Origin of the sequence: Sulfitobacter sp. W074 (assembly GCF_025142275.1) — a bacterium.
Lineage (GTDB): Bacteria > Pseudomonadota > Alphaproteobacteria > Rhodobacterales > Rhodobacteraceae > Sulfitobacter > Sulfitobacter profundi.
This window is the reverse complement of the sequence record NZ_CP081130.1, coordinates 1,032,935-1,051,853: the sequence shown is the minus strand read 5'-3', so window position 1 is coordinate 1,051,853 and position 18,919 is coordinate 1,032,935. Positions and strand designations below refer to the sequence as shown.

The following is an 18,919-nucleotide window of genomic DNA, read 5'->3' as shown; positions in this document are numbered from 1 at the left end:
GCTTTAGCGCAGCTTTGATAGGGCGTCAGCAATACGCGACAGACCCTCTGTCAGATCTTCGAGGCTATAGGCGAAGGAAATACGGGCGTGCCCTGGGAGGCCAAACGCGGCTCCAGGCACGATCGCGACTTGCGCCTCTTTTAGAATCCAATCGCAGGCCTCGCCACAGGTAGTAAAACCACCCAGCGTCATTAGGCCTTCGATGTTTGGAAACACATAGAAGGCGCCGTCGGGTTCTGGACATGTGATGCCAGTCATGGCGTTCAACGCCCCAACCACCAATTGGCGACGCCTGTCGAAAAGGGCCAACCGTTCGGCCAAGACAGAACGTTCCCCGGAGAGAGCCGCCAGAGCTGCCGCCTGCGCGATGGAACATGTCCCTGATGTCACCTGACCTTGCACGGCACCCATAGCAGCAATCAGAGGTTTAGGACCTACTCCCCAACCAATGCGCCACCCCGTCATGGCCCAGGCTTTAGACACGCCAGATACAACTAGCGTGCGATTGGCCAATTCGGGTGCCGCCGCCGTAAAGCTGGTGAAAGGAGCATAGCTTAGGTGCTCGTAGATTTCGTCCGCCAAAACCCAGACATGAGGGTGCTTCTCTAAGACGTCAGCCAATGCTTTAATTTCATCCGCTGAGTAGATCGCCCCCGATGGGTTAGAAGGGGAGTTAAGCATCAGCCAACGGGCTTTAGGTGTGATGGCTGCCTCTAAAGCCTCCGGCGTCAATTTGAACCCCTGCTCCATCGGACAAGGGATTGTCACAACGGCGCCTCCAGACATTGAGACAATGTCGGAATATGATGTCCAGTACGGGGTCGGGATCAGCACCTCGTCGCCTGCATTCAACGTTGCGAGCAGGGCATTGGCCAAAACCTGTTTGGCCCCTGTAGATATAATGACCTCGCCGCGTTCCACGCTATATTCGTTGGCTACGGCATCCCGAAGGGCGTTGGTGCCTGCAGTCGGGGTATAGCCCGTTTGTCCACTTAGTGCAGCCTGGTGCGCGGCCTCAACGACAAACTCGGGCGTTGGAAAATCGGGCGCACCGGTGGACAGCGACACAACATCCTGTCCGTCAGCTCGCATTTGGGCTGCTGCTTCCGAAATTTGGACGATCTGGGAAATTTCGATTCCGGCTATACGCACCGAGCGGCGGAACGCTGAATTTTGATCAAGCATCACGCGCACCATATACTTTGTTCAAAAGTGCAGCAGGAAAGTATGCTACTTGTAAAACGGTGTAGCCCAGAAGCCCGCCAGTTAAGGGTCTAACCTTACCCGGCCCGAGAATGACAATGCTTTTCATTTAGGCGCTCCAAAATTGCTGCCCTCACCTAATCAAGAATTGCATCTGCAAAAAACTCATGATTTTATCATATATAAGTTCACAAAATGAATGAGTGGGACCTGTGAATTCACAAGATCGACTGCCCTCGCTTGCTGTGCTGCGGTGTTTCGAGGCCGCTGCAAAGTATCAAAGCTATACAGCCGCTGCCGAAGTGTTAGGCTTGACCCAAAGCGCTGTGAGCCGACAGGTCAAAGAACTTGAGGATCATATCGGAACCAATCTATTTTACCGTGAAGGTCGCGGTGTCCGCCTAACTGTAGCTGGCGATGCACTGATGAAAGAGATTTCGGGGGACCTAAATCGCTTACGCCATACCATTCACCACGCCATTATAGCTGGTTCGGGCCCCAAAGCGCTGGCAATCGCGGCCCCTCCTACGTTTGCGGCACGATGGTTAGTGTCTCGGTTACCGTCGTTCCAAGCCCAGCACCCGGGTATGCAACTCGCTGTTTACAGCCGGGCCGAACCATTTGACCTAACCGCTAATAAGATTGATGTTGCGGTGCATTTTGGCGGCTGGGATTGGCCGGGGGCACAATTGACACCATTGTGCCCTGAAAATCTGGTCGTGGTTGCAGCACCTTCTTTATTGGCGCAGCACGCTGCATCGACGTCCGCAGATATCCTGCAAATGCCGTTACTTCATCTTTCGGCGCGCCCCCATCTGTGGCCCCAGTTTGCTGCCACTCAAGTCGGATCAAAAATAAGCCGTCATGGGTGCAGCTTTGACCAGTTCAGCTTGTTGATCGAAGCGGCGGTGGCGGGTATGGGGGCCGCGATCTTGCCCTCTTATTTAATCGAGTCTGAGCTTGCCCGTAATGGTTTGGCCAAGCTCGCATCGATTAATAGTGACACGGGCCAAAGCTATTTCATCGCCACGCCGATGGGCCCTGCAGCGCCCATCGTTTCGGCATTTGTGGCATGGCTGCGCAATCAGGTGGTCAGACGCACTTAGCCTAGCTGGCTATTGACAGCGCACGCGCTGGCGTCGGTTCAGGAACGGCGTTGCGCTGAAATTTGTTGGCAAGCACAACTGTGGTGCTTATGCTGCGGACGCCAGGTATTTCAGCTAGCTCCTCGATCAAGGCGTCTATGTCTTCACCACATGGAGCAAATGCGGTACACATCATGTCGAATTGACCACTGATTGAAACGCATTGCTTAATCTCGGGGTACTGACGAAGAGTCTGAATAATTTGACGCCGCTTCGCACGATCGCACTCCAAAGACACAAACGCCTGCGTCTCTTGTGCTTCGTCACTACGACGCACTACCGCAGTGTACCCCAAAATGACGCCATCAAGTTCTAGGCGCACGATCCGTTCGGTGATCGTGGAACGCGCAATTCCAAGTCGGCGTGATATCTCAGAAGTCGAAAGCCGAGCATCTTCTTGAAGGATCGCGATCAAGTTCCGGTCGATAGAATCTCGAGTGAATTGTGACATACCGGTTCCCCTAAACTCATGGTTTTCTGTTTCTCATACTTTTACCGGCATTCATTAATACTAAAAGTGTTGAAAAATATGTTTATCATGACAAATATTCATGATGAGTCGATTCATCCCCTCCCTCTCCGCTCTCACCGCCTTTGAGGCAGCCGCAACCTATCGAAGCTTCACCCGTGCCGCAGAAAATCTCGGCATGACGCAAAGCGGAGTTAGTCGCCAAGTGAGCCAGCTCGAAAAACACCTTGGCGTTAAGGTGTTTGAGCGCATCGGACCTCGATTGGTCTTAACGGACGCAGGGCGAAAATACGTCCTCGAAGTAACCCGCATACTGAACGATCTTGAAGAGACCTCTATCGATATAGTCCGCGGCGGCAGCGTGCGCGGCACTCTCAAGATCGGCGTTCAGGACAGTCTCGCCAGCAGGTGGATAGTGCCCAAAATTCAGACATTCATCACCCGATTTCCAGAAATCAACTTCACGGTCGTCCCCATAAGCAACGAATTCGACGCTGATTGGCAAGATGTTGATGTCGCTGTGCTACGCGGGCGTGGGGCATGGGATGACGCGCATGCCTACCACCTCCTGAGTGAGACGGTCGCAGTGGTCGCCTCCCCTAGTTTAATTCCCATTGGTCACACTGTTAGCCCCAGCAGCTATGCATCTTATCCGCTCATTCAGAATGCCCACCGGCCCGATAGCTGGCTGCGATGGATTGAAGCAAAAGAGTTAAACCGCGTCGATACAATTTCGGGACCAAGGTTCGCACAAACCAGTATGGTTATTGAAGCCGCGCGAGCGGGCGTCGGGCTCGCTGTGGTTCCGTCACTAATGATTGAGGATCACATCGCTTCAGGTAGTTTGCACATGCCTATGGGTGGGGCCATTGCCAGTGGGCTCAGCTACTTCGTAGTGTATCCACTCAAACTTGGTGTTTCCAAGCCCGTTCTAGACTTTCGCGACTGGATACAATCTGTCGCGCGCAAAGAAATCCGCCACAATTCAGAATGAGGCTCCTTTAAACGCGGCGGATAAAACGCTCAGCCCGAAATGGGTGTACGTCAATTGAACACTTCCGATTTGTCAGCACATCCGCGAGCACTAGCCCTGTGCCTGATCCAGACATAAAGCCGATATGCTGATGCCCAATGCCCAACGCGATCCGCTTCGATCCTGGTGCCATGCCGATTGTCGGACGGCTATCAGGAAACGTAGGGCGACTTCCAAGCCATGTCTGATCGTCGACACGGTCGCCAAGCTCTAAAGCCTGCCGCGCTGCGTGCTCAGCTTGTTCGATTTGGGATGTGCTTTGGGCAGCCGAATTATCTGCCAGTTCCACGCCGGACGTCAGACGCAAACCTGCTTGCATAGGCGCAAGCACATATCCCCCTGAGGTGTCGCAGATGGGGCGACTTAACCGGGTTGTATTTGCCGACGTTTTGCAATCACCACCCGTGAAATGCCGGTGGTATCCCCGCTCAAACGCCATGCGTACACTGTAGCCCGATCTTTCGAGAAAGTCTTTCGCCCAAGGCCCGGCGCAAACCGCGACCTTTTCAGACGTTAGCGTAGTTCCGTCGGATAGCTGTAAATTAACACCGTCCTCTGTCTCACTCATACCCGTGGCCTCGGCCTGTAGAATACTGCCTCCTGCTTGGACAAATGCATTGGCATAAGCGGCCACGATGGCCCCCGGATTGTTGATCGAATAGCTATCCTTGATCCAAACGCTCTTGTGAAAGATTGGCTTGAGACCTGGTTCAAGGTCTGTAAGTTCTGCGGGATCAAGCGTCTCAAAGGAAACGCCGTGGCGTTTCATGAGACCTTGGTTTGCCGCCGCGGCGGCAAACCCCTTTTCGTTGCGGTAAAGGAACATCCAGCCGCGATCAGACAAATGTTCTCGTAGTCCAAGCTCGTGCATCAACGACAAGTGGGTATCAATTGAGAGCGTGATTAGCTCGTTCAACGCCCCTGCAGTTTCTTCACATTTCGACGTTCTAGCATTAACCAAAAACTGGATCGCCCACAGCAAATTTCGGGCCACAAACATTGGATCATAGCGTAGCGATGCGCCTTTATTCCCGATCATTTTGGGCAAATTCGCCCAAAGGCTCGGGTTATTGATAGGGACCAGCGATGACCGCGCTAAAACACCTGCATTGCCGTAAGACGTTTCTAAGCCTGGGGCTTTTCGATCCACAAGGGTTACCTGCACACCGCGCCGCTGGAGCTCCAAGGCGGTACAGACACCAACCATCCCGCCCCCTAAAACAACAACCTTTTGTTCAGTCATCGTATCACTCCTATGACCGGGTCACTGTACTTAAATGAACGCGACATCTTTGGCCTCAAGACTGAGAGGGTCTTCACCCTTTTTGTTCAGCCATGAATAAACCGGTGGGATCCGATCTGCGATGGACTCGACGTGGACATCGATAAAACACGGACCTTTGCGCCATGCAAAGGCTTCCGCCAATGCCGTATCGAGTTGCTCAGCGGACTTTGCCGTCCATGCTTTCATGTCGAATGCCTCAGCGATCGCCTGTCCACGCGGTGGCGTAAAGTCGACACCGAAGCACTGATTGTGTCCCTTCAAACGATGCAACCCTTTAATCCATCCGAAATGCCCGTTGTTAAACAAGATCAGGATCGCAGGGATTTGCAGGCGGACCAAAGTTTCCAGTTCCCCCACTGTCATCCCAAAGGAGCCATCTCCAAACATGCCAATAGGCCGCTTCGTCGGGTCTGCACGCCATGCACCGACTGTCGCTGGCAGCGCTGACCCCAGCCCACCGAATGCACGTGGAATAGCGAAACGTGTGGCGGGATCGTTAATCTTTAAAAATCGGGTCATATGCGGCGTCGGGGTGCCGGCATCAGAATAGATCAACGCGGGCTTTCCAGAGGCCTCAAGCGCCTCGTTAAAGCAACGCACAGCGCGCTCGGGGCGCAACGGTGTGCTTTCGTTTGTAAGAAGCGCCTGCGCATTGTCCCAGAAATTCCTACGCAACGAGTTCAGATGATCGATCCAAGGTTTGTGCTTCGCCCCGTCGAAATCGTTCGGCACCGCATCCAGAAGATCGCGTAAAACCAATTTGGCATCACCGGCAATCGACATCACGTTTTCATAGTTATTCGCCATAATGTCAGGGTTAATATCGATCTGTGCCACTCGCTTGCTGAGGGTGATCTTAGGGAAGGTCCACCCAATCGTGACCACCGACCCCATGCGCGAACCTACGAAAAGGACAAAGTCGCTTTCCTCCATCGACCGATTTGCGTGCGGGTGATACCCGTTATCGCCAATCACCCCGATCGACAGGTCGTGATCGTCAGGCATCGTGCCCTGCCCTGTCATCGTGGTGCAAACGGGGATGTTCATACGTTCAGCGACCGCCAGGATGTCATCTCCAGCGCAGGCGCGGATCACACCACCTCCGGATACGATCAGCGGACGCTCAGCTTGTGACAGGGCTTCGATAAGCCCCTCAACCAACCCTGGGGCAGAGCGCGTCGGAAATGCCGGGAACGTTTTGCATTCTTCCTCGACGTGAAGCGAAACCTTCTCAAGGTCGACCTCCGCCAAAAGCATATCTTCAGGAATTTGCAAATGCACCGCGCCTGGCTTTCCGGAGCACGCTACACGGAAGGCACGGCGGATGATTTCGGGCAGCTTGTCGGCCGATTTAATTTGAACGGACAACTTTGTGACAGGCTCGAATAGCTTTGCGCAGTCCAGTTCGGTTAAAACACCACGCCCTTCACCCGGAAGTGGAATATCAATGGTCAGCAAAATGACTGGTACGCTGGAGGCGTTGGATTCTGCGATCGGCGGCAAGGTGTACATCGCACCCGCACCCGACGGGCATTCGACGATCCCAGGGCGGTCCGTGAAACGGCCATATGCGTCAGCCATATAACCCGCCGAACGTTCGTCACGCGCCATTACATGTGTGATCTCATCTTCATGCATCTGAAGAGATTCATAGAACGGTACGTTGGTGTCCCCAGGTACGCCGAACACCGTGTCCACGCCATACCCGATAAGCATTTTGACTAAAATATCTGCGCCGTTCACAAGCCTGTCCTTTAAAGAGTTCTGAGTTGCTTCTTCAATATCTGGTGCCGCCCCCCGCGAATACACTCAGATTGACGGCAACTGTCTCCATTTCCGTCGAACTGTCGGAGCTGACAGGAAAATGATCAGACCTCCTGCTCCAACCCAAATCCGACAGCCGCTCCCGCATTGCATATTGCAGTGTGCTGCTTTCTCGGTAGTGCAGGACCTGATGGGCCGATGACTGGCGGACGTAGAGGATCGCCTTGCGCTCGAAGTGCTGCGTAACGATTTTGTCATGCTTCATGGGTGCTCTCCCTGTCCGCCGTGCCCGCATGTTCCATCATCAGGCGTGTAATCAATGTAAGCGTCAGCTGAGCCGCACGTCGATTTCACGTTGACGGATTGAAGTTCCAAGGCAGTAATTCGTCGATACGGTTTTGGGGATGCCCGCATGCGATGGCCTTGAGGTAGGCAAAGGGTTCGACGCCGTTAATCTTGGCGGTTTCAATCTGCAAAGCGATGCGGCCCCAAGCTTTTCCGCCCTCGTCATGACCCGCAAATAAGGCGTTTTTCCTGTTCAGCGCGATCGGGCGGATCATGTTCTCGACGCTGTTGGAGGCGATTTCGACGCGGCCGCCATGAAGGAAAGTCTGCAGGCCATCCCAATGACGGTGGATCTAGGCAAGCTTTTCGTCAAGCCGGGATTTAGCCGAGACGCGCAGTTGTTGCTTCTGCAGCCAGTCACCGAAGGCAGAGACCAGCGGAGCGGCCCGCGTCTGACGGGGAGAGAGACGCGGGCCGGAAGGTAACCCGCGGATATCGGCTTCAACGGCGTAAATCTCAGCTACACGGCGCAGGCCTTCAGCCGCGATTTCGGATCCACCGCGATCGAACACCTCCTTCAGCTTGCGACGTATGTGCGCACAGCAATACGCCACGCGGATTGGTTCGCCGCTCTTGCGGGAGGGGCGCGTCAGGCGGTTGTAGCCCTGATAGCCATCGATCTGCAGAGTGCCATCAAACCTTGCAGTATCTGTTCTGTGTTCTTACCAGCGCGGTCGGGAGCGTAGGTGAAGACTACGCCGGGCGGATCGGCGCCGCCCCACCGCCGATCATCACGGGCCAGTGCCCAGAGGTAGCCGGTCTTGGTCCGGCCGCGCCCGGGATCGAGCACTGGCGCCGTGGTCTCGTCCATGAAGAGCTTGGTGGACGCCTTCAGATGCTCGGCCAGTCGGTCGACCACGGGCCTGAGGTGGAACGCGGCGACACCGACCCAGTCGACCAGCGTGCCGCGATGGATGTTAACTCCGGAACGTCCAAGGATCTGGCTCTGTCGATATAGCGGAAGATAGTCGGCGTATTTGCTGACCAGCACATGCGCGATAGCGGTGTTGTCACGTTAACTCGCCGACTTTTCAAGTTGGCATGCCGATCGTTGTTCAAGGGGCAGTTGCCGCGGATTTCCACGCCTCGAAAGCTTCGAGCCGATGGTAGCGGATGGTGTGAGCGGACCGACGGCGGGCTGGGACAGAGAAATGATTGCGGGTTGCGGACTGCATAGAGACGAACCGCTGCAGTCCGCCCGGTGATCGGAAGCCCTGCATTACTCGCTCTCGTTTTCGGAAAGGCAAATGGCTGTTCTCGGCACGGTTATTGAGCCCCTTATGTGACCAATGTTCAAGGCCGGGAGTCACCTCACGTTTGGCGGCACCATAGGAGCGCAGTTTGTCCGTAATGATCCTTTTGGGCACGAAGCCCCAACGTTTTATCAGCTTGAGCAAAAGCCGCTTTGCGGCGCGCTTGTCTCGTCTCGATTGAAGGATTTCCTCAAGAACGACGCCGTGTTGATCAACCGCGCGCCACAGCCAGTATGACCGGCCCGCGATCTTCACAACGACTTCGTCCAGATGCCAGACATCGCCAGGGCGCGGCTGCCGTCGCCGTAGAACGTGGGCGATCAGGGGGCCGAACTTGACGGTCCAGCGTCGGATCGTTTCATACGAAACGTCCACGCCACGTTCCAGCATCAGCTCCTCGACCTCGCGCAGGCTCAAGTTGAACCGGACGTAGAGCCAGACAACATGAGCAATGATCTGGGGTGGAAACCGGTGGCGCTTGTAGTTGATTTTCAATGTCTGCATCGATGCCGCCTACGCCCAGATCAATGAACCAGCAACCTCACGCCCGTTAACGTGACAACACCCATCAGTCCCCTATTTATGACTTTGCTGTTCGCACTCCGAAACGGCGATTGTAGAGAGTTCTGTAAGCTTCTGCCGAGGCGGGAAGGTGGGCGCGAACCGCATCGACCAGCGTTTGGTTTGATGTCCCGGACAGCGCCGAGAGAATCGCCAAATGTTGCGCCACAATCGTTTTCATGTGCTCTGTGTCATCGTATTTAACGACGCGGATCGGTTGTGCAACGCGGGCATGATTGCTGATCAGTTCGGCCAGGAGGGGATTATCGCAACAGGAATATTGTACTTCGTGAAACTCCAGGTTTAGCCAGTAAACGGCTTGGACATCATTGATTTTCACCGCTTTCTCATGTCGGCTGGCGATATCTTTTAGCCGCGCCAACACATCAGGCGAGCACGGCAGGGCGGTACGCTCTGAGGCGGCTGTTTCAAGCACGATGCGGACATCATAAAGCGCATCAACTTCATCCGGGGTAAAGTCCACCACTTCCACGCCACGATTAGGATGGCGAACCAAAAGACCGCGCGCTTCGAGGATAGCAAACGCGTTTCTGATGGCATGTCGCTTGGCCGAATAATGTTCCATGACACGATCTTCGATGATCCGCGAGCCCGGCGCGTAACGTCCAAAAATGATGTCGCTTTCCAATTCGGACGTAAGGCTGTCTTGCATTTCTATTCTCCGCAACGTTCTGAAGTCTGGTTCAATTTTCTTGTAGAATACAGTTGGAAACTACATCAAGACACATTATTGATAATAATATTGACATAACTTGCACGTTTTGTCTAGGTTGAGGTGGATAATTTTGGAGTTCATGATGAATTACTTTGCCAGTGCGGTTTCCATCGCGATGTCTGCGAACGTTAATCAAAAGCCCGCAGCCACGTTTCTGCCATTGAAAAAGAATGAGATTGCCCGCGGCAAAAACATGTATCTGGCTTTGCCAAAAGGGGGCGGTCCTTTGGGTGGATACATTTCCACGACTTCATGCCTGTTCCGCGATGGGAGGGTTTTCTGATGCGCGCCAATACCGTTCGAACCCGTCTGGCCGCCTCGGAAATTGTCGTCAACGGCTGGCTCTCGATCGGCTCTGCTTATTCCGCCGAAGGCGTTGGACACAGCGGCGTTCATTGTGTCACTGTCGATTTGCAACACGGGATGCTGGAATTCGGCCATGCGCTATCCATGATGCAAGCGCTTTCTGCAACACCGGCAATTCCGATGGTGCGCGTCCCTTCGCTTGACTCGGCGCAGATCATGCATCTGCTGGATGCAGGGGCTTACGGCATCATATGCCCAATGATTTCGACGCCTGAACAAGCGGCCGCGCTGGTCGCTGCCTGCCGCTATCCGCCGACTGGGGAGCGCAGCTTTGGACCCTCGCGTGGGTTGCTCTATGGCGGTGCGGATTATCTGGCGCGGGCGGATGAAACGGTCATGGTGATCCCAATGATCGAGACAGCAGAGGCGGTCGAACGCATCGAAGAGATTCTAGACGTTGACGGAATCGACATGATCTATGTTGGCCCCAACGATCTGGCGTTCGCATTGGACGGTCATACCAACTTTCCGCGCCCCAAATCCGAGGCCGCTCTGGGAGATGTCCTGAAGGCCGCAACGCGACGCGGTATCCCGGCAGGAATTTTTTGCAGCTCTGGCGAGGAAGCCCGCAAACGCGCCCAGCAGGGTTTTCAGTTGGTCACACCCGGAAATGATTTTGGCCATTTGACCAAAAGCATGAGGGACGCTGTGCATGTGACTCTTGGCGAAAGCAATACGGAGGGTGCCGCGACACATGGGTATTGACGGGTTGGCAAAACGCCCGTGGCTCTTGCTACCCGGGACCCTTTGCACGTCAGAAATATTCAGTGATTTCCTCGATGCGTTGGCGGTCCCGCAGAGCAACCGACATGCTGTTGTTCTGGACCGGCCTTCGGTGAAGGATTACGCCGATCTTTGCGCCAAGATATCGCAGGAGACCGTGGTCTGTGGATTTTCGCTTGGGGCTATTGTAGCGGCGCATTTATCATCCCAAATGGCAGCCCATCGCGTTGTTCTGTTCGGCATCAACCCTAACGCTGACGATCCTGCCAAGAACCAAGGGCGTTACGATCTGGCGCGCGACGTCGCTGCTCTAGGTGGCGCGGGCGCGATGGCATCACGCGCGCCTGTTTTTCACGGGGCCAATCCGGAGCATACGAGAGCCCGTGTCCTGGCCATGGCGGACGAGACATCCAACCTGATTGACGCACAAACCCAAATAGCGCTTACGAGGCCAAGCGTTTTGCCCGCCCTTTCAGACACGCAATACCCCGTGTATGTCTTGACCGGTGAATTGGATAATACGACGTCGCCCGATAAAGGACGTACCGCCGCCGACGCAGCCCCGAAAGGTCGTTTCGAATGCCTTGATGGTCTTGGACATTTCGCTCTTTTGGAAGATCCGGAAGCCTGCGCCAGAGCATTGATAAAATGTGAGGAGCGAGAGAATGCCACAAACTGACGTCGAAATTTTTCCCCGGCGTCTGCGGCATCGCGACAGGAAAGTGGTTTGCGATCCGACCCTCGTGATCCCAAGGCCGGGCATTGTCATTGACTGCCTGTCTGTCCAATCGATCGGACGCGATAACACAAAAGGAGCCGGCATGAGGTTTCAGCCCATCCATCATTTTTGGACCGAGTTTGAGAAGGCACAGACGTGACAGGCACCATTTTAGGCTGCATCGCCGACGATTTCACTGGCGCCACTGATCTGGCGGGCCTGCTGGCCCGTAGCGGTGTGCGTATTTCATTGCGCATTGGCATTCCGCAATCACCGCCTACGGACACCAGCCCCTTTGAGGTCATTGCGCTAAAATCACGGACTGCGCCCGTCGCTGATGCTGTGGCCGAGGCTCGTGCTGCGTTGGTTTGGCTTCAGGCCGCAGGCGCACAGCGGTTCTTTTGGAAATACTGCTCCACTTTCGACAGCACGCCCGAAGGCAACATCGGTCCCGTTGCCGAGGCGTTGATGGCAGAACTGGGATGCGATCAGACGATCTATTGCCCCGCATTTCCCGAAAACAAGCGCACGGTCTTTATGGGCAACCTCTTTGTTGGCCAACAACCCCTGTCGGAAAGCCCGATGAAGGATCACCCGCTGACACCAATGCGCGACAGCAATCTGATGCGGCTGCTTGAACCACAAGTGAAACGATCCGTGGGGCTGATCGACCGGTTGAGCGTCGCTAGGGGTCCGGAAACCGTTCGTAACGCCCTATCAGACCACAAGGCCAATGATGTCGCGCATGTGGTGATAGACGCCGTTGCCGACGCGGATCTTGAGGTTATCGCGCATGCCTGCCGCGATCTACCGCTCATAACTGGTGGGTCTGCGCTCACCATGCCGTTGCCGGCGCTTTATCTGGCTGACGGGCTCTTGGCCGCTGACGCGCCCAAAACCGCCAAACCGACAGTCGCACAAGAAACGATTGTTTTGTCTGGCAGTTGCTCGGCCATGACCAACGCTCAGGTCGCGGCCTACCGCGCCACTGGCGCGCCGTCGTACAAACTGGACCCGCTCACCTTGGCCGAAACCGGCCAATCACCGGTACTGACCTGGCTCGCGGCGCAGGATTTGACACAGGCACCTCTGATCTACGCCACTGCCGATCCAGCAAGCGTGACGGCGGCGCAACAGGCGCTGGGTGCGACCGACATCGGCGCTCTGATCGAAGACACTCTGGCCAATTGCGCCATCGCCGCGCGCGACGCTGGCGCGCGTCGGATAATTGTTGCCGGCGGTGAAACATCGGGGGCTGTGACCAAGGCTTTGGGCGTTGCACAGCTCGACATCGGTGCGGAAATCGCACCCGGAGTGCCTTGGATATTCTGCACCTCTGACGGTCATCAAATGGCACTGGCGCTTAAATCCGGAAACTTTGGCGATGAGGATTTCTTCTCAGCCGCCCCGGTCATACTGGACACGCAATGAGCGAAGAAACCCGATTGCGGGAACAGATATGTCTGCTTGCAAAGTCCATGTTCGATCGGGGGCTGACTGGCGGCAGTTCGGGTAACATTTCTTGCCGTACGTGGGATGGCGGGCTTCTGGTATCGCCCACAGGCACCAGCTTTGGCGGTCTCGATCCGGCACGGCTCAGCCGTTTTGACGCCAATTTTGCGCTGATTGACGGCGACCCGCCTACCAAGGAAATGCCCCTGCATTCAGCATTTTATGACACACGCAGCACGGCTGGTGCCGTGGTGCATTTGCATTCGTGCCATTCTGTCGCGTTGTCGATGATGCCGGACGCGAATGAAGACGATTTTCTCCCTCACCTAACGCCTTATGCAATCATGAAGCTGGGCCGTGTCAAACTTTTGCCGTTCTATCTGCCCGGCGATCCGGCGATGGGTGATGCCGTGCGCGGGCTCGCAGGGACACGTTCGGCTGTCATGCTGGCCAATCACGGGCCTGTGGTGGCAGGCAAGGACATTGAGGCCGCGTGCAATGCCATCGAAGAGCTTGAAGACACCGCCCGTCTTGCCATGATGACCCGTGGTATGTCGCCACGCGGGTTAAGCGAGAGTGATGTGCAAAATCTGGTGTCAACGTTCGACGTGGAGTGGATGAATTGAAGTTTTCAGCCAACCTCGGGTTTCTCTGGGCCGACCGGTCGTTGCCCGACGCAATCCGCGCGGCCAAAGCCGCAGGGTTCGATGCGGTCGAGTGCCATTGGCCCTATGACACGTCACCTGAGGATATCAGGGCGGCGTTAACGCAAACGGGTCTTGCAATGCTCGGGCTCAACACCAGACGCGGGGATGTGAGCGCTGGTTTCAACGGTCTTGCCGCCCTTCCCGAACACGTTGACGAAGCGCGTGCCGCCATCGACGAGGCGATCAGTTACGCCCGCGTCATAGACTGCAAATCGGTACATGTGATGGCGGGGTTTGCGAATGGCCGTGACGCCCATGACACCTTTGTTGCGAACCTGACTTACGCCTGCTCTCAGGCCGCGCCGCATGACATCACCATTCTCATTGAGCCGCTCAATGCCTATGATGCGCCCGGTTATTTCCTGAATGACACGGCACTGGCGCTTGCGGTGATCAAGGCGGTAAATGCCGCAAACCTCAAGCTGATGTTTGATTGCTATCATGTGCAGTTGATCGAGGGCGATCTGACGCACCGAATCGAAAACCTTATGCCTTACATCGGGCACATTCAATTCGCGTCGGTTCCAGATCGTGGGCCGCCGGATGAAGGCGAAGTGAACTACGAACACATCTTCGCGTTCATCGCCGCGCTCGGCTACACCACGCCGCTTGGTGCCGAGTACAAACACAACGGAACGACAGAAGACACATTGAATTGGCTGCGGATCCGACAGACCGGCTGAGCCGATCACAGGCTGAAAGTGATTGTCGAGATGCCAGTTGCAAATCGACAATCACCAAGATTTTGCCAACCCGGTTCCTAGCTGGCGGGCACGATGTTCCAGACCACATCCATTTCGACATCCGCGCTTGAAAACAGATTCATCACCGGGCACCGAAGCTCGACATTGCGCTTGAGTAATTCGATACGCTTTTCTGGTTCATCCGTCGCCAGGGTCAACACAAGTTTGACGCCGGTGAAATAGGGGCGCACCCCTCTGACGCCGCGCGCTCCGCGCAAATCGGCGGTTCCTTGGCATTCGGCTTTCAGGCTGGAGTACTTGAAGTTGATCGCATTGGCGACAAGGCGCAGAACCACGGTTTCGCACCCCGCAAGAGAGCCCAAAAGAGACTCCAGCGGCGTTGGTCCTGTGTCGGCTCCGCCCTTGCTTGCGGGCTCGTCGATGACCCATTCATGCGTCTGCGTCGACAACTTGACGGTTGTGCCATTGGAGTTTTCCGCGGTTACGCTGGGGTGAATGATATGTGCTTTTTCCGGGTCAAGGCCGGGGTCGACCTCGTATGATTTTGTTGGCATGTGGTAATCTCCTTTAGATCATTGCGAGCCCGGTCATCCGGGTCGGTATGCGATAGACTGAGGTTGACGCTGTGATGTAGAGCATCGACAGATCGGACCCTCCGAAACAAAAATTCGTTGATTTTTCAGGCACTTTGATAACGCCCAAGGTCCCGCCCGAGGGCGAGAGAAGATGCACGCCACTTGGCCCATTACAAAGCAGCATGTCGCCCTGTGTGCACTTCATGCCATCCGGCACCCCGTCACCGTCACCCGTGATCTCGGCCCAGACTTTGCCGTCCGAGAGCGAACCATCTGCGGCCATATCGAAAACACGGATATGCCCTGCCCAGCTGTCGTTGATGAAAAGCCGCGTGCCATCAGCGGAAAAACACAGGCCATTGGGCTGCTGAAAATCCTTCATCATCGCATGCAATTGACCATCAGGGTCCAACCGAAACACGCCCTGAAATCCCAATTCCTGATCCCGAAGAATTCCAAGGTTCTCACGGATTCGACCAAACGACGGATCGGTAAACCAAATCCGGCCCGCTGCATCGCAAACGATATCGTTGGGGCTGTTCAGTTGCTGGCCTTCGAAGTGGGTGGCGAGCGGAGCCACGCGTTTACCGTGGTGATCAAGCCGCACGACCTGTGACGTCGCGTGTTCGCAGCTGATTACCCGCCCTTCTGCGTCAAAGAAGTTGCCGTTGGCCTGATTGCTCGGCATCCGAAAAACGCGGTGTCCGCTGTCCTCGGTCCAGATGTATTGTCGGCTTTCCTGAATGTCGGAAAACAGCAACCAACCTTCGGCAGGATGCCAGATCGGGCCTTCGGTAAAACCAAATCCATCCGCAATCTTTTCCAGTCGGGCACCTTCATCAAAGTAATTCCAAAAATCGGGATCTCTGGTTTCAAACTGCATTGCTTCGCCCTCCATCAGGCTGGCCCAAGAACGAGGTTGGGCAGAAAAGTGGTGATAATCGGGAACGTGATCAACAACGCCACAGTGAGCACATCAATCAAAACGAAAGGCCAAATCGCACGGAAGATGCCGCCGATTGGTATGTCCCTTCGGATGCTGGCAACCACATAGACATTGAGCCCGACAGGTGGCGTGATCAGGCCGATTTCGACCATCTTGATGACGAGGATTCCGAAGATGATTGGATCAATCCCCAATTCGACAATCGCCGGAAAGATCACAGGCAGTGTCAAAAGCATCATTCCCGAAGCGCTTAGGAACATGCCAAGAAACGCGTAGCCGACAAGGATCGCAATCAGAATGGTGGTCGGCGAATAAGGCAACAGAACCAACCATTCGGCGATTTCGGTTGGCAGCCGCGTAAAGGCCAGGAAACGCGAGAAGATAAACACGCCCCAAAAGGTCGAGAAGAGCATGACCGTCAGGTTGGCAGTCTCCATCAAAGAGGTGTTCAAACCAGACAACGTGATCTTGCGCCGGATCAATGCGTAGGCGAAGACGATTGTCGCACCCGCCGCGCCGGCCTCGGTGGGGGTCATCCATCCCGTGGACATACCACCGAGGATCATCAGCATGACGAGAAAAATCGGAAGCACACCGCCAATAGACTGCCCCCGCTCTTGCCAGGAAATCCCCTTGATGGGCTGACCAAGTTCGGGTTTCAGCGAAAACCGCAACAGTATGAAAGCTGCGTAAAGTAACGCGGAAAAGATTCCCGGCACGAAACCAGCAAGAAGCAACCGCCCGATGGATTGATCGACGATGGCGCCATAAACGACCAGCGCGGCACTCGGCGGGATCAGCGAAGCGAGTGTACCGGAGGCGGCGACCGCCGCCGCAGAAAGGGTCGGATTGTATTTGTATTTGAGCAGTTCAGGGATCGCAACACGGGCAAACACCGCTGCTGTTGCCTGACTCGCACCAGAAACCGCCCCGAACGCCCCGGCCGCAAGCACAGTTGACACAGCAAGGCCCCCCGGCATCCAGCCCATCCAGGCGCGAGCTGCACGGTAGGCCCCCTGTACCATCCCCGAGGAATGCGCGAAAAACCCGATGAGAATAAACATCGGAAGCACGCTGAACAAATAGTTCGAACCTGTGCTGTGTGGAATGATACCGGCAACGTTGGCCGCGACGGTCCATCCCTTTAGAATGACAATCCCAAGAAATCCTGTGATCGCTGTTGCAAAAACGATGTGAACGCCAATCATGACCATCGCGACGAGTACGACGAAACCAAGTGCGCCTATTATAATGGGGTCCATTGTGTCGCCTCACGCATCCATGTGATCGACCGGGTCCGGTGCGCGCGGCACGCCGATCGGGGGTAGGTCAGGATTTGCAATCAGTCGGCCATAGACAAAAAGTTCGAGCACAAGCCGAAGCCAGAGAATGCCGAACCCCACCGGGACCGCCAGCTTTGACGGCCAAGTCGAAAGGCCGATGCCGATGGTCGAGTCTCCGAGTGTCCAAGCCCGCATGAAATGCGCCCAAGTCCCCGGCAAGATCGCGGTCACGAGAAAAAGCGCGATGCATGTCGTAAGAAGCTGCGTCATCCATGACAGACGGCCCGTCGTCATCTTTTGCAGGATATCCATGCGTATGTGACCAGCTTGGCGGTAGCAGTGCGAGATACAGAGCAAACTGAAAGTCACCATCGACAACGACGTGAAATCGACCTGACCGGGTATCGGTGCATTTAACAGTTTTCGGGACAGCACTTCGGCTGACGCCAGAAACATCAACGCGAAAATCGTCACGCCAGCGATCCAGGCGGTCGCGTATTCTACACGCCCCAGCCATCTATCGAGTGTTTCCACCATGGGTAGCCTACCTTGAATGAGAGACATTGCTTTCGCGCTCTTCAAATAGAAGAGGCGTGGGGCGCCTAAGCGCGCCCCAAACCTGTCAATTCTGGTTCAAGACAAAATCGAGCATCTCGCCGCCGGGAAGTCCTTTGGCTTCGAGCTTCTTGACATAAGCGTCCCAAACCGGCTTGGCCGCTTCGGTCCGCAGTTGGGTCACCATTTCGGCAGGTATGTTTACGCGGACAAGCCCTCTGGAGACCAGCTCGGGTTCATAGCTTGCCCCAGCATCGTTTTGCGCCTTTAAGCTCTCGGCATAGGCAAAGGTTTTTGCCTCGTCGATCAACGCTTTCATGTCGTCTGGCAGGGCCTCGTAGGCTGCCGCGTTACCAACCATCGTGACATGCGCCGAACCTGCCTCCATCCCGACAGTGTACCAGTCGCTGATCTCGTAGAGCTTCCAGCCACCCAAGCCCGAAGGGGTCGCCGACGCTGCGTCGATAACGCCGGTCTGCAGGGCGTTGTATTGCTCTGATCCGCTGAGCGGCACCAGACTGACGCCGTAAAGCGCAAGGGCGTCACCAATACCGCTGGTTGCCTTGATCCGCATGCCGGAGAAGTCTTCCAGCTTTTGCGGCGCGTCGCCTTTACCCATTATCTCATAGTTGGGCAAAACGACGGACATGATCGGCACGGCATTCCAGCCTGCGAACTCCTTGACCACATCTTCGTTCTTGAAAAGCGCCTCGGCAAGGTCCCTGCGATCTTCCATCGTTTCGATCGGCAGGAACGGCAGGTCAAGAACAGAGATCAGCGGGTTCTTGCCAGGGTGGTAGCTGGAGATCACATAGCCCAGTTCGAAAGCTCCAATCGACACGTTATCAAGGATTTCTGTGGAAGGAGACAGGGTGCCATTGTGCACCGTGATTTCCATCTTGCCGCCGCTATTCTCGTTGACATAATCGGCAAACGCTTCCCCGGCGACTCTGAATGCCGGGCTGCCGAAAACGGCCATATCCCAAGTGATATCCTGTGCGCTGGCGCTTTGGGCGATCACTGAAATCGCCGCGCTGGCAACAAGGCCATTGATTAGTTGAAAAGTCATATTTTGCCCTCCCTAGGTCATATGCAG

20 protein-coding genes and 1 pseudogene are annotated in these 18,919 nt (G+C 55.5%); 8 read left to right on the top strand and 13 right to left on the bottom strand.

The window, feature by feature from the left end; all coding sequences use genetic code 11:
- Positions 1–3: 3 nt before the first annotated feature.
- Positions 4–1,185 (bottom strand): pyridoxal phosphate-dependent aminotransferase, encoded by a 1,182-nt coding sequence (locus tag K3762_RS05210; RefSeq protein ID WP_260012006.1) that lies wholly within the window; start codon positions 1,183–1,185, stop codon positions 4–6.
- A 230-nt stretch (positions 1,186–1,415) separates the two neighbouring features.
- Here K3762_RS05210 and K3762_RS05205 point away from each other — a divergent pair, with 230 nt between their 5' ends.
- A complete protein-coding gene (locus K3762_RS05205) occupies positions 1,416–2,309 on the top strand; it encodes a LysR substrate-binding domain-containing protein (RefSeq protein WP_260012005.1) in 894 nt (297 codons plus the stop codon).
- A 1-nt stretch (position 2,310) separates the two neighbouring features.
- Here the strand turns inward: K3762_RS05205 and K3762_RS05200 are convergent, their stop codons facing one another.
- Complete coding sequence (locus K3762_RS05200) at positions 2,311–2,799, bottom strand: Lrp/AsnC family transcriptional regulator (RefSeq protein ID WP_260012003.1); 489 nt, start codon at positions 2,797–2,799, stop codon at positions 2,311–2,313.
- Positions 2,800–2,899: 100 nt separating this feature from the next.
- Between K3762_RS05200 and K3762_RS05195 the strand changes: the two genes are divergently transcribed.
- The gene (locus tag K3762_RS05195) at positions 2,900–3,811 is read left to right on the top strand and encodes a LysR substrate-binding domain-containing protein (protein WP_260012000.1); all 912 of its coding nucleotides are present in this window, start codon (positions 2,900–2,902) and stop codon (positions 3,809–3,811) included.
- 7 nt (positions 3,812–3,818) lie between these two features.
- On the opposite strand, the gene K3762_RS05190 is transcribed toward K3762_RS05195, so the two are convergent.
- The 6 genes and pseudogenes from K3762_RS05190 to K3762_RS05165 all read right to left on the bottom strand — a co-directional run bounded on the left by K3762_RS05190 (position 3,819) and on the right by K3762_RS05165 (position 9,731).
- The gene (locus K3762_RS05190; RefSeq protein ID WP_260011998.1) at positions 3,819–5,093 is read right to left on the bottom strand and encodes an FAD-binding oxidoreductase; all 1,275 of its coding nucleotides are present in this window, start codon (positions 5,091–5,093) and stop codon (positions 3,819–3,821) included.
- A 30-nt stretch (positions 5,094–5,123) separates the two neighbouring features.
- Positions 5,124–6,878 carry a thiamine pyrophosphate-binding protein gene (locus tag K3762_RS05185; protein ID WP_260011996.1) on the bottom strand — a complete coding sequence of 585 codons (1,755 nt, stop codon included), beginning with the start codon at positions 6,876–6,878 and terminating at the stop codon, positions 5,124–5,126.
- 34 nt (positions 6,879–6,912) lie between these two features.
- Positions 6,913–7,164 (bottom strand): hypothetical protein, encoded by a 252-nt coding sequence (locus K3762_RS05180; protein WP_260011993.1) that lies wholly within the window; start codon positions 7,162–7,164, stop codon positions 6,913–6,915.
- Between the two features lie 85 nt (positions 7,165–7,249).
- Positions 7,250–8,244 (bottom strand): annotated as a pseudogene (gene tnpC, locus K3762_RS05175) (IS66 family transposase); the annotation flags it as partial.
- A 55-nt stretch (positions 8,245–8,299) separates the two neighbouring features.
- Positions 8,300–9,001, bottom strand: a complete 702-nt coding sequence (locus tag K3762_RS05170; protein WP_260011990.1) for an IS6 family transposase — start codon at positions 8,999–9,001, stop codon at positions 8,300–8,302.
- A gap of 76 nt (positions 9,002–9,077) precedes the next feature.
- On the bottom strand, positions 9,078–9,731 hold the full coding sequence (locus K3762_RS05165; RefSeq protein ID WP_260011987.1) for a GntR family transcriptional regulator: 654 nt from the start codon (positions 9,729–9,731) through the stop codon (positions 9,078–9,080).
- A gap of 145 nt (positions 9,732–9,876) precedes the next feature.
- Here K3762_RS05165 and K3762_RS05160 point away from each other — a divergent pair, with 145 nt between their 5' ends.
- From K3762_RS05160 to K3762_RS05135, 6 genes are all read left to right on the top strand, one after another.
- Positions 9,877–10,077 (top strand): hypothetical protein, encoded by a 201-nt coding sequence (locus tag K3762_RS05160; protein WP_260011985.1) that lies wholly within the window; start codon positions 9,877–9,879, stop codon positions 10,075–10,077.
- Complete coding sequence (locus K3762_RS05155; RefSeq protein WP_260011983.1) at positions 10,077–10,865, top strand: HpcH/HpaI aldolase/citrate lyase family protein; 789 nt, start codon at positions 10,077–10,079, stop codon at positions 10,863–10,865. The genes K3762_RS05160 and K3762_RS05155 overlap by 1 nt, the downstream gene beginning before the upstream one ends.
- Positions 10,855–11,562 carry an alpha/beta fold hydrolase gene (locus tag K3762_RS05150; protein WP_260011980.1) on the top strand — a complete coding sequence of 236 codons (708 nt, stop codon included), beginning with the start codon at positions 10,855–10,857 and terminating at the stop codon, positions 11,560–11,562. The genes K3762_RS05155 and K3762_RS05150 overlap by 11 nt, the downstream gene beginning before the upstream one ends.
- A 195-nt stretch (positions 11,563–11,757) precedes the next feature.
- Entirely contained in the window at positions 11,758–13,032 is a 1,275-nt protein-coding gene (gene otnK / locus K3762_RS05145; protein WP_260011978.1) for a 3-oxo-tetronate kinase, read from the top strand.
- A complete protein-coding gene (locus K3762_RS05140) occupies positions 13,029–13,679 on the top strand; it encodes an aldolase (protein WP_260011975.1) in 651 nt (216 codons plus the stop codon). Before otnK ends, K3762_RS05140 begins: the two co-directional genes overlap by 4 nt.
- On the top strand, positions 13,676–14,443 hold the full coding sequence (locus K3762_RS05135) for a hydroxypyruvate isomerase family protein (protein ID WP_260011971.1): 768 nt from the start codon (positions 13,676–13,678) through the stop codon (positions 14,441–14,443). Before K3762_RS05140 ends, K3762_RS05135 begins: the two co-directional genes overlap by 4 nt.
- Positions 14,444–14,520: 77 nt before the next feature.
- Here the strand turns inward: K3762_RS05135 and K3762_RS05130 are convergent, their stop codons facing one another.
- From K3762_RS05130 to dctP, 5 genes are all read right to left on the bottom strand, one after another.
- Positions 14,521–15,018, bottom strand: coding sequence for an OsmC family protein (locus tag K3762_RS05130; RefSeq protein WP_260011969.1), 498 nt, complete (start codon positions 15,016–15,018; stop codon positions 14,521–14,523).
- 13 nt (positions 15,019–15,031) lie between these two features.
- On the bottom strand, positions 15,032–15,922 hold the full coding sequence (locus K3762_RS05125) for an SMP-30/gluconolactonase/LRE family protein (RefSeq protein ID WP_260011964.1): 891 nt from the start codon (positions 15,920–15,922) through the stop codon (positions 15,032–15,034).
- Between the two features lie 14 nt (positions 15,923–15,936).
- Complete coding sequence (locus K3762_RS05120; RefSeq protein WP_260011961.1) at positions 15,937–17,247, bottom strand: TRAP transporter large permease; 1,311 nt, start codon at positions 17,245–17,247, stop codon at positions 15,937–15,939.
- Positions 17,248–17,256: 9 nt separating this feature from the next.
- Positions 17,257–17,805, bottom strand: a complete 549-nt coding sequence (locus K3762_RS05115) for a TRAP transporter small permease subunit (protein WP_260011958.1) — start codon at positions 17,803–17,805, stop codon at positions 17,257–17,259.
- Between the two features lie 85 nt (positions 17,806–17,890).
- On the bottom strand, positions 17,891–18,892 hold the full coding sequence (dctP, locus tag K3762_RS05110) for a TRAP transporter substrate-binding protein DctP (RefSeq protein ID WP_260011951.1): 1,002 nt from the start codon (positions 18,890–18,892) through the stop codon (positions 17,891–17,893).
- Between the last annotated feature and the right edge of the window lie 27 nt (positions 18,893–18,919).

What these genes read in the sequence shown, in the direction of transcription:
- K3762_RS05210 (WP_260012006.1), bottom strand. Translation starts at nt 1,185, where the DNA reads ATGCTTGATCAAAATTCAGCGTTCCGCCGCTCGGTGCGTATAGCCGGA.
- K3762_RS05200 (WP_260012003.1), bottom strand. Translation starts at nt 2,799, where the DNA reads ATGTCACAATTCACTCGAGATTCTATCGACCGGAACTTGATCGCGATC.
- K3762_RS05195 (WP_260012000.1), top strand. Translation starts at nt 2,900, where the DNA reads ATGATGAGTCGATTCATCCCCTCCCTCTCCGCTCTCACCGCCTTTGAG.
- K3762_RS05190 (WP_260011998.1), bottom strand. Translation starts at nt 5,093, where the DNA reads ATGACTGAACAAAAGGTTGTTGTTTTAGGGGGCGGGATGGTTGGTGTC.
- K3762_RS05180 (WP_260011993.1), bottom strand. Translation starts at nt 7,164, where the DNA reads ATGAAGCATGACAAAATCGTTACGCAGCACTTCGAGCGCAAGGCGATC.
- K3762_RS05170 (WP_260011990.1), bottom strand. Translation starts at nt 9,001, where the DNA reads ATGCAGACATTGAAAATCAACTACAAGCGCCACCGGTTTCCACCCCAG.
- K3762_RS05165 (WP_260011987.1), bottom strand. Translation starts at nt 9,731, where the DNA reads ATGCAAGACAGCCTTACGTCCGAATTGGAAAGCGACATCATTTTTGGA.
- K3762_RS05160 (WP_260011985.1), top strand. Translation starts at nt 9,877, where the DNA reads ATGAATTACTTTGCCAGTGCGGTTTCCATCGCGATGTCTGCGAACGTT.
- K3762_RS05155 (WP_260011983.1), top strand. Translation starts at nt 10,077, where the DNA reads ATGCGCGCCAATACCGTTCGAACCCGTCTGGCCGCCTCGGAAATTGTC.
- K3762_RS05150 (WP_260011980.1), top strand. Translation starts at nt 10,855, where the DNA reads ATGGGTATTGACGGGTTGGCAAAACGCCCGTGGCTCTTGCTACCCGGG.
- K3762_RS05140 (WP_260011975.1), top strand. Translation starts at nt 13,029, where the DNA reads ATGAGCGAAGAAACCCGATTGCGGGAACAGATATGTCTGCTTGCAAAG.
- K3762_RS05130 (WP_260011969.1), bottom strand. Translation starts at nt 15,018, where the DNA reads ATGCCAACAAAATCATACGAGGTCGACCCCGGCCTTGACCCGGAAAAA.
- K3762_RS05125 (WP_260011964.1), bottom strand. Translation starts at nt 15,922, where the DNA reads ATGCAGTTTGAAACCAGAGATCCCGATTTTTGGAATTACTTTGATGAA.
- K3762_RS05120 (WP_260011961.1), bottom strand. Translation starts at nt 17,247, where the DNA reads ATGGACCCCATTATAATAGGCGCACTTGGTTTCGTCGTACTCGTCGCG.
- K3762_RS05115 (WP_260011958.1), bottom strand. Translation starts at nt 17,805, where the DNA reads ATGGTGGAAACACTCGATAGATGGCTGGGGCGTGTAGAATACGCGACC.
- dctP (WP_260011951.1), bottom strand. Translation starts at nt 18,892, where the DNA reads ATGACTTTTCAACTAATCAATGGCCTTGTTGCCAGCGCGGCGATTTCA.